General features: G+C 73.9%; 13 protein-coding genes. 6 read left to right on the top strand and 7 right to left on the bottom strand.

What is annotated here, in order from left to right; all coding sequences use genetic code 11:
* The 3 genes from BI06_RS23635 to BI06_RS23625 form a co-directional block, all read left to right on the top strand.
* A partial coding sequence (locus tag BI06_RS23635; RefSeq protein WP_051741663.1) for a hypothetical protein occupies positions 1–914 on the top strand: 914 nt, incomplete at its 5' end.
* Between the two features lie 157 nt (positions 915–1,071).
* Positions 1,072–2,760 carry an alkaline phosphatase gene (locus BI06_RS23630; RefSeq protein ID WP_233290263.1) on the top strand — a complete coding sequence of 563 codons (1,689 nt, stop codon included), beginning with the start codon at positions 1,072–1,074 and terminating at the stop codon, positions 2,758–2,760.
* A gap of 58 nt (positions 2,761–2,818) precedes the next feature.
* Positions 2,819–3,193: a VOC family protein gene (locus BI06_RS23625; protein WP_043471190.1), complete on the top strand. Its 375-nt coding sequence runs from the start codon at positions 2,819–2,821 to the stop codon at positions 3,191–3,193.
* Here the strand turns inward: BI06_RS23625 and BI06_RS52500 are convergent.
* The 4 genes from BI06_RS52500 to BI06_RS23605 all read right to left on the bottom strand — a co-directional run bounded on the left by BI06_RS52500 (position 3,190) and on the right by BI06_RS23605 (position 6,916).
* Positions 3,190–3,933 (bottom strand): potassium channel family protein, encoded by a 744-nt coding sequence (locus BI06_RS52500; RefSeq protein WP_063764207.1) that lies wholly within the window; start codon positions 3,931–3,933, stop codon positions 3,190–3,192. The genes BI06_RS23625 and BI06_RS52500 overlap by 4 nt on opposite strands.
* Before the next feature lie 162 nt (positions 3,934–4,095).
* Positions 4,096–4,395, bottom strand: a complete 300-nt coding sequence (gene tatA / locus BI06_RS23615) for a Sec-independent protein translocase subunit TatA (protein ID WP_030393690.1) — start codon at positions 4,393–4,395, stop codon at positions 4,096–4,098.
* A gap of 194 nt (positions 4,396–4,589) precedes the next feature.
* Positions 4,590–5,228, bottom strand: a complete 639-nt coding sequence (locus BI06_RS23610; protein WP_043471187.1) for a class I SAM-dependent methyltransferase — start codon at positions 5,226–5,228, stop codon at positions 4,590–4,592.
* Positions 5,229–5,365: 137 nt separating this feature from the next.
* Positions 5,366–6,916: an MFS transporter gene (locus BI06_RS23605; RefSeq protein ID WP_043471185.1), complete on the bottom strand. Its 1,551-nt coding sequence runs from the start codon at positions 6,914–6,916 to the stop codon at positions 5,366–5,368.
* Between the two features lie 135 nt (positions 6,917–7,051).
* Here BI06_RS23605 and BI06_RS23600 point away from each other — a divergent pair, with 135 nt between their 5' ends.
* Positions 7,052–7,678: a TetR/AcrR family transcriptional regulator gene (locus BI06_RS23600; RefSeq protein ID WP_051741662.1), complete on the top strand. Its 627-nt coding sequence runs from the start codon at positions 7,052–7,054 to the stop codon at positions 7,676–7,678.
* Positions 7,679–7,681: 3 nt separating this feature from the next.
* On the opposite strand, the gene BI06_RS23595 is transcribed toward BI06_RS23600, so the two are convergent.
* Complete coding sequence (locus BI06_RS23595) at positions 7,682–7,999, bottom strand: cupin (protein ID WP_030393694.1); 318 nt, start codon at positions 7,997–7,999, stop codon at positions 7,682–7,684.
* Positions 8,000–8,221: 222 nt separating this feature from the next.
* Here BI06_RS23595 and BI06_RS23590 point away from each other — a divergent pair, with 222 nt between their 5' ends.
* Positions 8,222–8,488: a hypothetical protein gene (locus BI06_RS23590; RefSeq protein WP_030393695.1), complete on the top strand. Its 267-nt coding sequence runs from the start codon at positions 8,222–8,224 to the stop codon at positions 8,486–8,488.
* A gap of 117 nt (positions 8,489–8,605) precedes the next feature.
* On the opposite strand, the gene BI06_RS23585 is transcribed toward BI06_RS23590, so the two are convergent.
* A complete protein-coding gene (locus BI06_RS23585) occupies positions 8,606–9,763 on the bottom strand; it encodes an acyl-CoA dehydrogenase family protein (protein ID WP_030393696.1) in 1,158 nt (385 codons plus the stop codon).
* Between the two features lie 350 nt (positions 9,764–10,113).
* Complete coding sequence (locus tag BI06_RS23580) at positions 10,114–10,428, bottom strand: hypothetical protein (protein WP_030393697.1); 315 nt, start codon at positions 10,426–10,428, stop codon at positions 10,114–10,116.
* A 261-nt stretch (positions 10,429–10,689) separates the two neighbouring features.
* Between BI06_RS23580 and BI06_RS23575 the strand changes: the two genes are divergently transcribed.
* Positions 10,690–11,397: a DedA family protein gene (locus tag BI06_RS23575; RefSeq protein ID WP_030393698.1), complete on the top strand. Its 708-nt coding sequence runs from the start codon at positions 10,690–10,692 to the stop codon at positions 11,395–11,397.
* The last annotated feature ends 201 nt before the right edge of the window (positions 11,398–11,598 follow it).

Below are 11,598 nucleotides of genomic sequence, written 5' to 3'. Positions count from 1 at the left end.
CCGCGTTCCTGCCGCCTCCCACGCGCTCCGGCCAGGGGCGGGGTGCGGGCCGAGACGCGGGTCGGGGCGCGGACCGGGGCGCGATTCGGGGCACCGACCGGGGCGACGGCCCGTCGTGGCTGGCGAGGCCGGCCGAGGACGCCCCCGCCGACCCGGAGGAGCTGCCGCCCGCCTACCGCGCGGTGAGCACGGGCGACTGGGACTACGTGACCATCGACTTCGGGAACGGCCCGGTCGCCTCCAACCGTCCGATCCCCGAGCAGCGGACCACCGCCGACGCCGGTGCGGAGCCCGGGGCGGGCGAGGACGCGGCCCGGGGGGACCGGGCGGCGCCGGACGCGGCCGCCGGGGACGCGCCGTCGCCGGAGGGCGGGGCGGCCGGGAAGGGCAACCGGAAGGGCAGGGCCAAGGGCAACGGCAAGGAGCCGGCCGGGAAGAGAACGGGCGGCAGGAAGGCCCCGGCCCGGGGGAAGAACGGCCCCGCCGGGCCGGGCCCCGCCGAGGGCGCCCCCGCCGCGAAGGGCGGTCCGGCCAAGGCCCCGGGCGGACGTCGCCCCTCGCCCCTGCTGCTGCTCTCCGCCGCGGTGCTGATCGGCGGCGCCGTCACCGGCCAGCTGATCGCCATGCTGATCGGCTGGGCGCTCGGCTACCTGTCCCGCCAATTGTCCGACTTCGTACGGAAGCTGGCGGTGTTCGGGATCCCGCTGATGGTCATCAGCGGCAGCTCGCTCTTCTACTGGGGCCGTGCACAGGGCCGCTGGGGCGCGGCCCCGGCGCCGGGCGAGCAGGGCTCGCACGCGATGTGGGATGCCGCGCCGGGGGTGCTGCGGGTGGCGGCGGTGGTGTCGGCCGTCTTCCTGCTCCTGATGTCCCTGCGCCGCAAGGGCGGCGGAGCGGCGGGCGCCGGCCAGTAGCGGCAGTCGTCCCGCTTGCTGTTGCCAGGTCAACTCCGTTGACGGGAGCGGGAAAAGGGCGAAGACGTCGCCTGCCGTTCACGGGGCGCTCCATCCCCGTCTGATGGAATGGCCGGCCGTGGTGTCACCGATGCGCAACAGCTGCAGGAGGTCTCCCGTGCCGTCGTCCCCGCCCCCGTCCCCGCTCCGGTCCCCGCTGTCCCAGGCATCCCCGGTGCCGTCGCCGTCCGCCCCCGGACGGCCCCGGACCGCCGCGATCGGCCGCCGCGGCCTGCTGGTCGGCGCGGCCGTCGCCGTGGGCGCCCAGGCGCTCAACATCCGTACGGCGCACGCGGAACCCGTCCGCCGGGACCCGTTCCTGCTCGGCGTGGCCAGCGGTGACCCGCTGCCGGACGCCGTCGTCCTGTGGACCAGGCTGGTCGCCGACCCCTTCGACGCCGCCGCCATGGGCCCCCGCTCCGTCCCGGTGTCCTGGGAGGTCGCGGCGGACCCGGGCTTCCGCCGGACCGTCCGGCGCGGCGTCGCCGTCGCCGAGGCCGGACGCGGGCACAGCGTGCACGTCGACGTCCGCGGGCTCCAGCCCGGCCGCGACTACTGGTACCGGTTCCGCGCGGGCCGCCACCTGAGCCCCGCCGGCCGCACCCGCACCGCCCCGGCGGCCGGCGCCCACCCCGGCCGGCTCCGCCTCGGCGTGGTCAACTGCCAGGACTGGCAGAACGGTTACTGGCCCGCGTACACCGCCCTGGCCGCCGAGGACCTCGACGCCGTCGTGCACCTCGGCGACTACATCTACGAGACCGACCCGCGCGGCCAGTACCCGGACCGCCTGCACACCACCCCGGAGACCCCCGGGATCGACCAGTTGCTCACCCTGGCCGACTACCGGGCCAGGCACGCGCTGTACAAGACCGACCCGGCCCTCCAGGGCGCGCACGCCGCCTTCCCCTGGATCGTCACCTGGGACGACCACGAGGTCGAGAACAACTACGCCGGACTGGTCGACGAGATCGACGACACCGGCGCCCGCCACCAGGACACCGCCGCCCTCGCCCGCGAGCGCGCCGCCGCCTACCAGGCCTACTACGAGCACATGCCGCTGCGGAACCCGTACCGCACCGGCTCGCCGGACTACCGCCTGTACCGCCGCTTCGACTTCGGCGACCTGCTGCGCCTCAACGTGCTGGACACCCGCCAGTACCGCACCGACCAGCCGGGCGGCCACTCCCAGGACTTCGGCCCGGTCGCGGACGGCCTGGGCAACACCGCCGGCACCCTGACCGGCGCCGAGCAGGAGAAGTGGCTGCGCCGCGGCCTGTCCGGCTCCCGGGCGCGCTGGAACGTCATCGCCCAGCAGGTGATGATGAGCCAGATCCGCTTCCCCAACTTCCTGGACCCGGCCCACCCGCTGCCGCCGCTCGCCAACCTCGACCAGTGGGACGGCTACGACCCGGCCCGCACCCGGCTGCTGCGCTTCCTGCGGGACGCGGCGGTGGCCAACCCGGTGGTGCTGGCCGGTGACATCCACTCCTCCTGGTTCAGCGACCTGCGGATCGACCGCGACGACCTCGCGGCCGCGCCGGTCGCCGTCGAGTTCACGGCCACCAGCGTCAGTTCGGACTTCCCGGCCGCGTTCGACGCGCCGCTCAAGGCGCTCAACCCCACGCTCAACCCGCAGGTCCGGTACTTCGAGGGCCTGCGCCGCGGCTATCTGCGGCTGGACGTGGACCGCGAGCGGTGGCTGACGGACGCCCGGACGGTCGACAGCATCGCCGTCCGCGAGTCCCCGGTGCGGACCTCCGCCTCCTGGGCGGTGGTGGCCGGCGAGCCGGGCCTCGTCCCCGCCTGACCGCGCGGCTGCCCGGCCGGCCGGTGCTCCGGTCGGCCGGTCGGGCACAATCGGCGGCATGCTGAGACTCGGTTCGGTGGTGCTCGGAGTGCTGGAGGTCGGCCGCGCGGCGGCGTTCTGGGGCGAGGCCCTGGGGTACACGCCCCGGGACGGCGAGGCCGGGGACGACTGGGTGGTGCTCGTCCCGGCGGACGGCGCCCCCGGGGTGCAGGTCGCGCTCGGCCGGAGCGCCACCCCGCCGCAGGAACACCCGCGGGTGCACCTGGACCTCTACGCGACCGACGCGGCGGACCAGGCGGCCGAGGTGGAGCGGCTGGTCGGCCTGGGCGCGAGCCGGGTCGACTGGGACCTCTACCCGGAGGACCCGGACTTCGTGGTGCTCGCCGACCCGGACGGCAATCGCTTCTGCGTGATCGACAGCAGTCGGACCTAGCCGTCCTCGGGCCCTCCGCTCCCGCGCCCGCTGCTCCCCCCGCTCCCGCCGCCCTGGTGTCCGCCCCCGTCCTCGTAGTGCTTGCGGCCGCGCAGGAGGCCCCGGCTGCGCCGGCCCTGGCCCAGGCCGGGGTGCGATCCCCCGCCGCCGTGGCCGCCGCCGTGGCCGTGGCCGAGCCGGTGGCCGGGAGGGGGGCCGTCCTCGGAGCGGTGGGCGCGGACCTCCATCCCGGAGCGGACGGTCCGGCTCAGGGCGCCGGCGGCCGCCGCCAGGAACACGAAGTTGTAGGCGATCTGAAGGAGCACCACCAGCCGCGGTCCCTGGCCCGCCGCGGTGATGTCGCCGTAGCCGATGGTCGCCATCGTGACGACCGTGAAGTACAGCGCGTCCAGGCGGGTCTCCAGCCCGTGGAACTCGCCCGGACTGTCGGCCAGGACGTAGTAGGTGCCGGCGAAGACGGTCAGCGAGAAGCAGATCAGGAAGGCCAGCCAGACGCCGGGATGGCGTCCGGTGCCGCGCATGCTGTCGACGATCCGGGCCAGCAGCAGCCCGGTCAGCAGGGTCAGCACCGCCGCGAAGACCACCCAGCTCAGCAGCGGGTGGTCGTCGCCCAGGGCGCGCAGCGGCAGGGTGAAGTACCCGAGCATCAGCAGGGCGAACGAGCCCAGCAGCAGTGCCCAGGCCCGCAGGTCGGGACGTTGCAGGGACGGGGTCGTCGGCGGCTGCTGGTTCGCGGACATCCCGGCCAGCCTGCCCCGGCGCGGTCCGGTCCGCCGCCCGGGCTGCTCCGTCCGGGATCCACGCCGGCCGAGGGCCGACGGCCGGCGCAGCGGCCGGTGCCCGGACACGACGAAGCCCCCGCCGTTCGGGGCGGGGGCTTCGGCCGGCTTCGTACCGCCGGATCAGGCGGTGGTGGACCGGGGGGCCTCGGTGGCCTTGGTCACGTTGGTGGGGTTGACGGCGGCCGGGCGGGGCTGCTCGGCGGCCGGCTGCGCGGGGGCGGCGGTGCTCTGGGCGGTACCCGGCGCGGCGTCGGCGGCGGGAGTGTCGTCCTCGCGCATCGCCTTCGTCTCCGCCTTGAGGATTCGCATCGACTTGCCGAGGCCGCGGGCCATCTCCGGCAGCTTCTTCGACCCGAACAGCAGGATCACGACAGCCAGCACCACAAGCACGTGCCAGGGCTCAAGACCGTTACGCAGCATCCCTGGCCACCGGTCCCTTCTCGTCTAGAGTGATACGTCACAGTTGGGCAAGCGCCCGTCCTGGCCAGTATGCCTGTCCGCAGCGGCGAACGTATACACCGGCCGGGAAACGCTGGTCAAAAACCAGGTGCTGCGCGGACGGACGACCGAGGGGTGCGGGACGCCCGTCCGCCGCCCGTCCGCCCCCGGTCCGGTCAGGTCCGACGGGCCAGCAGGTAGCCGCGGCGGGTCGGCGCCTCCTCGGGGTACGGGTCGCGCTCCAGCCGGGCCGTGACGGTGAAACCGGCCTCCGTCAGCAGGTCGGCGACGGTGTCGGGCTCCAGGGAGCGGAAGTCCAGGTCCACCCGGTGGCCCCACCACTCGTCCAGCGTCCTCACCTCGGTGCCCCGGTGGAACGAGACCAGCAGCACCCCGGACGGCCGCAGCACCCGCCGGATCTCCTCGAAGGCGGGCCGCAGCTCGTCGGGTTCGAGGTGGATCACCGAGTAGAGCGCCACCGCGGCGGCGAACTCCCCGTCGGCGGCGGGCAGCGCCAGCAGATCGCCGACCCGGAACTCCACCCCGGGGTGCTCCTGCCGGGCGAGGGCCACCATCGCGGGCGACAGGTCCACCCCGACCGCCGTCGCCCCGCGCCCGCCCAGCCAGCCGGTGATGTGCCCCGGCCCGCACCCCAGGTCCGCCACCGGCCCCCCGGCGGCCTCCTCCAGCACCACCCCGAGCAGCGCCCGGTCCATCACCTTGAACGCCAGCTCGCCCCCGATCCGCTGCCGGTACTCCTCCGCCACCGTGTCGTAGCTCGCCCGCACCCGCCCGTGCACACCGTCGTCGCTCATCCCGGCAGCCTGGCACGCGGCCCGGCCCCGCGCGGGCGAACGGCCGCGGAGCCGGGCCGCCGAACGCGGCAGCCCCCGCCCGGGGTGGGCGGGGGCTGCGATGACGCGCGTGCGGGGGACCGGACGGAGCGGGTGGGTCAGACGGCGGCGGGCTCGGGGGTCTTGGCGGCCGGGGCGGCGGCGGGGAGGTGGCGCATCAGCCGGTAGGCGAGGAGGGAGGCGCCGATCGCGAGGACCAGGCCGACCACCGCGGCGACGTGCAGGCCGTCGGTGAAGGCGGCCCGGGCGGTGGTGAGCAGGTCGGTGCCGAGCCGGCCGGGCAGCTGGGCGGCGACGGTGACTGCGCCGCCCAGGGTGTCCTGCGCGGTGCGGGCGGCCTCGCCGTCCAGGCCGGCCGGGAGGGCGCCGTCCAGCCGGGAGCGGTAGACCGCGGCGCCGGCCGCGCCCAGCAGGGCGATGCCGAGGGAGCTGCCGAGCTCGACGGCGGTCTCGGAGGTGGCGGAGGCGGCGCCGGCCCGCTCGATCGGGGCGGCGGAGACGACCATCTCGGCGGTGAGGGTCATGGTGCCGACGGTGCCGGCGGCCAGCACGCCCGCCGCGGTGAGGACGAGTGCCAGCGGCGAGTCCGCGCCGACCAGGGTCATCATCGCGAAGCCGGTCGCGCCGATCAGGAAGCCGCCGGCCATCATCGCCGCCGGGCGGACCTTCCCGGCGAGCGCCGAGCTCAGACCGACCGCCGCGCCGACACCCACGCTGGGGACGAGCGACCAGAGCGAGGCGGTGAGCGGGCTCATGCCCTTGACCAGCTGCAGGTACTGCGAGGTGAAGAGGGTGAAGCCCATCATCGCGAACATCGCCACGGTGTTGACGGTGATCGCCCCGCTGAAGGTGCGGATCCGGAACAGCGAGAGGTCGAGCAGCGGGTTGGCGGCGGTGCGCTGGCGCCAGTAGAACGCGCCCGCCAGGAGCAGGCCGGCCGGGACGGCGAGCGCGGCGACCGGGTCCCAGCCGTCCACCGCGAGCGTCTTGACGCCGTAGACCAGGGGCAGGACGGCACTCATCGAGAGGACGGCGCCGAGCAGGTCGAAGCCGCCGCGCTGCGGGGAGCGGTACTCGGGGAGCAGGGCCGGGGCGGCGAGCAGGACCAGGGCCATCACCGGGACGGCGAGCAGGAAGACCGAGCCCCACCAGAAGTGGTCGAGCAGCAGGCCGCCCGCGACCGGGCCGAGGGTGGCGCCGGTGGTGAGGATGCCGCCCCAGGCGCCGAGCGCGATCTGACGCTGCTTGGGGTCGTGGAACATGTTGCGGATCAGCGCGAGGGTCGAGGGCATCACGGTGGCCCCGGCGATGCCCAGCACGGCGCGGGCGGCGATCAGCTCGCCGGCGCCGTCCGCGTAGGCGGCGAGCAGCGACGCGCCGATGAATCCGGTCGCGCCGATCATCAGCAGCCGGCGGCGGCCGATCCGGTCACCCAGCGCGCCCATCGTGATGAGCAGCCCGGCCAGCAGGAACGAGTACATGTCCATGATCCACAGCTGCTCGGTGCCGCTCGGCGCCAGCGTGGTGGAGATGTAGGGGACGGCGAAGAAGAGCACGCCCATGTCCATGGTCAGGACGAGGGTCGGGAGCAGGAGGACGGCGAGGCCGATCCATTCGCGACGGCCTGCGCGGCCGGTGGTGGCGGTCATGAGGAAGACGGTACGGGTGTGTCAGACGTTTGTCTAGTACGAGCGTCTGAATCGATCGTGCGAGACTCACGTACTAGACATATGTGCGAGACGTGCGTGCAAGACAAACGTCTTGATCGGACGTAGCATGCGGACATGGGAAATCGTGAGGACCTCATGGCCGGCGCCAAGCAATGCCTCTTCGAGAAGGGCTACGCGCGCAGCACCGCCCGGGACATCGCCACCGCCTCGGGCGTCAGCCTGGCGGCGATCGGCTACCACTTCGGCTCCAAGGAGGCGCTGCTCAACGCGGCGCTGATCGAGGCCACGGAGGAGTGGGGCGCCGTGCTGGCGGCGGTGGTGGCGCGGGCGAGCGAGGCGTCCGAGGATCCGGCGGAGCGCTTCGTCGCGGTCTGGGACGGTGTGCTCGCCACCATCGCCGAGCACCGCGGCCTCTGGGCCTCGCAGTTCGAGGTGATGCTGCAGGCGGAGCGGGTGCCCGAGCTGCGGGAGGCGCTCGCCGGGATCCAGAAGCACGGGCGGCTCGGACTGTCGGCGCTGTTCCAGGGGCTGCCCGAGGTGCCGGACACCGAGGAGGAGCTGTCCCGGGGCATCTTCTACCAGGCGCTGCTGGTCGGCCTGGCCGGCCAGTGGCTGGCCACCCCCGACCTGGCGCCCCGCGGGCAGGACTTCCTGCGCGGCCTGGAGCTGGTCGGCGGCTCGGTGCTGAAGCCGAAGGGCGCCCCGGCGGACGGTCCGCAGTGGCACGGGCCCACCGGCTGAGCCTCAGACGGTGACGGCCGTCAGCAGCACCACCGAGTCGAGGTGCGCGAGCAGGCCGTGCCGCTCCTGCGGGACGGTCTGCAGCTGACCGGCGGAGAGTTCCTCGCGCCGCCCCGCGACGGTGAGCGACACCCGTCCGCGCAGCACCTGGAGGCTGGCTGCGGCCGGGGCGTTGTGCTCGTCCAGCGAGGTGCCCGCGGTCAGCGCGATCACGGTCTGCCGCAGCACCCCGTCGTGCAGCACCAGATGGGCGCTGCGGCCGTGCGGGCTCTCGGCGGCCCTGGCCGCGTGTTCCGCGACGAGCTGTTCGAGATCGACCATCGCGCGTCCTCCTGCCGTCCTGCTGTCGCTCCGCCGTGCCGCCCCTCGGCGCCGCCGTCCGGCCGCCGTGCCGTCCGGTTGCCGTGTGCCGTCGGGTTGCCGCGTCGGGGACTCCTTGCGGCCCAGCGTCCCGGACCCGCCCCGCGCCCGCACGCCGAGCGGCGCCCGCGTGCGGACGCGCTCGGCGTGCGGAGGCGGCCGAATGCGCTCATGGTGGAGGGCATGGCGACCAACGAGCGTTCTTTCAGCGGGTTCCAGGTCAACCGCTCGCTGCTGGCCGGCGGCGCGGTGCTCACGGGCATCGGCGCGCTGTTCGGGACGGCGGGTGCGGTGATGGTGTGCGCGGCGCTGGCCACGGCCGGCCGCGACTGGGTGCGGCGGCTGGACACCCCGCCGCAGGCCCTGGCCCAGCGGGCCCTGCACGAGGCAAAGGTGGCGTCCTCGGCGGGCTGGGAGGCCTGGCGCACCGAGCACCACTCGCCCAACTGATCACCGGGCCGGGGCCGAGCGCCCGCCGTCGGCGGCGTTCGCCCGTCGGCGGGGTTCGTCCGTCCGCGCGTTCGCCCGTCCGCACGGACGGGCGAACGCCGACGGAGCCCGGCCGGGTTACAGGCCGAGCGACTTGGCGACGATGCTGCGCATGACCTCGCTGGTGCCGCCGTAGATCCGGAAGACCCGGTTGTCGGTGTAGAGGCGGGCGATCGGGTACTCCAGGATGTAGCCGTAACCACCGTGCAGCTGAAGGCACTTGTCGATCACGACGGACGCCGACTCGGTGCAGAACAGCTTCGCCGCCGCGGCGTCCGCGACCGTCAGCTCGCCGTTCTGGTACAGCTCCAGCGCGCGGTCGACCATCGACTGCTGCGCCATCACCTGCGACTCGCAGTCGGCCAGGGTGAACTTGGTGTTCTGGAACTCGGCGACCGTCTTCCCGAACACCTTGCGTTCCTTGACGTACTGCACCGCGAACCGCACCGCCGCGGCGGCGGCCGCGTACGCGCCGACCGCGATGGCCAGCCGCTCCTGCACCAGGTTGTGGGTCAGATAGCTGAACGCGCGGCCCTCCTCGCCGAGCAGGTTCTCCACCGGCACCTTGACGTCCGCGAAGGCCAGTTCGGCGGTGTCCGAGCTGCGCAGACCGATCTTCTGGAGCTTGCGGCCGACCGTGTAGCCGGGGGAGGTGGTGTCCACACAGAGGATGGAGAGCCCGGCCCGGCGGTTGTCCGGGTCGTACGGCGAGGTGCGGCAGACCACCAGGACGAGGTCGGCGAGCACACCGCCGGTGATGAAGGTCTTGGCGCCGTTGAGGACGTAGTGGGTGCCGTCCTCGGAGAGTCGGGCGGTGGTGGTGATGCCGGCGAGGTCGGAGCCGGCGCCCGGCTCGGTCATCGCGATCGCGGTCATGATGTCGCCGGAGACGAAGCCGGGCAGCCAGCGGGCCTTCTGCTCCTCGTTGGCGTACTCCAGCAGATAGGGCAGCACCAGGCCGGTGTGCACGCCCGAGGACCCGAAGCCGACGCCGGCCCGCGCGGTCTCCTCGGCCACCACCGCCTGGTACTTGAAGCCGCTCTCGCCCGCGCCGCCGTACTCCTCCGGCACCTCGATGCCGTAGATGCCGAGCGCGCCCAGCGTGCGGTAGAAGTCCCGCGGCGGATGGCCCGCCGCCTCCCAGTCCTCGTACACGGGGACGACCTCGTTGGCGATGAAGTCGCGGATGGTCTCGCGGAAGGCCTCGTGGTCCTCGGTGAACACGGTGCGGCGCACGGCGGCGCTCCCTTCGACGTGCCCGGCACGGCGCGGCCGGGCGGCCCGCCGATGGCCCCACAAGTTAATCGGGGGTAGCTTCGGCTGTCCAGGGTCGGCGGAGCGGCGCGTTCGCGCTGTTCTCGCTGGTCAACGGCGGGGCGCGGAACGGCCGAACAGTGCCCGGCAGGATCCGGACGACTGCCTGCCGCGGCTCGGCCGGGCCGTGCTCGGCCTCCCGGAGCCGCCGGACCCGGGAGGCCGGAGCGACGCGGCCGGGTGGGCACCCCGCCGGCGTGGGGTGCCCACCCGGCCGCGTTCGGCGGATGTGCCAGGGGTTGTCGGATCAACCCCTAGAGGTGGAGCGTCGTTCAGCCGCCGATGTGCGGGGCGAACAGGGCGGCGAGGTTGCCGTTGCCCTGGAGGGCGCCGATGTTCCCGGCGTTCCCGGTGGCCGCGAGGGTGTTGCTCTGGTTGCTGGCGCCGGAGCCGGTGGCGGTCTGCTGGGTGCTGACCACGTTGCCGTGGACGTTGCCGATGATGTTGCCGGAGCCGGTGTTGCTCACCACGCTGCTGTTGGAGTGGTGGTCCGCGCCGGCTCCGTTGTCGGCGTGGGCGGTGCCGATGCCGGCGAGGAGGAAGGCCCCGAGGGCGGTGACGGCGGCGGCTGCGCGGATACGGGACACGATGGTCTCCCTGAGGGTGGAGTGCGAATGGTGGCGCGTCCCGGAGTGGCCGCTCCGCAGCGCCGTTGCCTGACGTCGCACGACCAGGATTCATCAGGGCCCGGGAGGAACTCCACCGAATGGCCGAGGATTCGCCCGATGGTGGTACCCGGATGATTGTCCGACTGCGGCCCGGACCAGGGATGTTCGAAGGTTCCTTGGTGAATGCTTTACTGTTTCATTGCCAAGAGTCGACCCTTCCGGCCCTCAGGAGTCCGCCCCGTGACCAGCCTCGCCCTCGGCCCGTCCTGGCTCGATCCGACCTACCTGATCTCCACCTTCGGGCTGATCGGCATCCTGGCCATCGTCTTCGCCGAGTCGGGCCTGCTGATCGGCTTCTTCCTCCCGGGTGACTCCCTGCTCTTCACCACCGGGCTGCTGGTGGCCGGCGGCACGTATCTGCACCAGCCGCTCTGGGTGGTCTGCGCGCTGATCGTGCTGGCGGCGGTGGCCGGCGACCAGGTCGGCTACCTGTTCGGGCGGAAGGTCGGACCGGGCCTGTTCCGCCGCCCCGACTCCCGGCTGTTCAAGCAGGAGAACGTGGAGAAGGCGGCCGCCTTCTTCGACCGGCACGGCCCGAAGGCGATCGTGCTGGCCCGGTTCGTGCCGATCGTGCGCACCTTCACCCCGATCGTCGCCGGGGTGAGCGCGATGAACTACCGCGTCTTCGTCCTCTTCAACATCATCGGCGGTGTGCTCTGGGGCGCCGGTGTCACGGTGCTCGGCTACTTCCTCGGGCAGATCCCGTTCGTCCGGGAGAACATCGAGGCGATCCTGGTCGGCATCGTGCTGGTCTCGGTGGTCCCGGTGGCCGTCGAACTGCTCCGCGCCCGGCGCTCCGGCCGGTCCGCCCCGGCCGCCGACGCCGAGCGTTCCGACCGCGCCGCGGCGCCGGCCGCCGGGGCCGGCGGCCGCCATCGCGCCGGGTAGGCGTCCGCGCCCGGCCGGGCCCGCCGTCCCGTACATGTGCGTCCGGCAGTTCGATCGGGCATGGTGTATCCCGAGATCGAACGGCGGCCCGGGGGACCGGCACCGCCAGGGGCGGCAAGGAGCGGAAGTGCCGAAGCGGGGCCGGCCGGGCGGCGGCAAGAAGGCCAGGGGCAGCCGGGGCGGTCGACCGCCCCGTCAGCA

The organism is Kitasatospora sp. MBT66, from assembly GCF_000710405.2.
GTDB classification, from domain to species: domain Bacteria; phylum Actinomycetota; class Actinomycetes; order Streptomycetales; family Streptomycetaceae; genus Kitasatospora; species Kitasatospora purpeofusca.
This window is presented reverse-complemented; position numbering and strand designations above follow the sequence as displayed.

Bases quoted from the DNA above. Each gene is read 5' to 3' on its own strand.
- BI06_RS23625 (WP_043471190.1), top strand. From the start codon at position 2,819: ATGCTGAGACTCGGTTCGGTGGTGCTCGGAGTGCTGGAGGTCGGCCGC.
- BI06_RS52500 (WP_063764207.1), bottom strand. From the start codon at position 3,933: ATGTCCGCGAACCAGCAGCCGCCGACGACCCCGTCCCTGCAACGTCCC.
- tatA (WP_030393690.1), bottom strand. From the start codon at position 4,395: ATGCTGCGTAACGGTCTTGAGCCCTGGCACGTGCTTGTGGTGCTGGCT.
- BI06_RS23610 (WP_043471187.1), bottom strand. From the start codon at position 5,228: ATGAGCGACGACGGTGTGCACGGGCGGGTGCGGGCGAGCTACGACACG.
- BI06_RS23605 (WP_043471185.1), bottom strand. From the start codon at position 6,916: ATGACCGCCACCACCGGCCGCGCAGGCCGTCGCGAATGGATCGGCCTC.
- BI06_RS23600 (WP_051741662.1), top strand. From the start codon at position 7,052: ATGGGAAATCGTGAGGACCTCATGGCCGGCGCCAAGCAATGCCTCTTC.
- BI06_RS23595 (WP_030393694.1), bottom strand. From the start codon at position 7,999: ATGGTCGATCTCGAACAGCTCGTCGCGGAACACGCGGCCAGGGCCGCC.
- BI06_RS23590 (WP_030393695.1), top strand. From the start codon at position 8,222: ATGGCGACCAACGAGCGTTCTTTCAGCGGGTTCCAGGTCAACCGCTCG.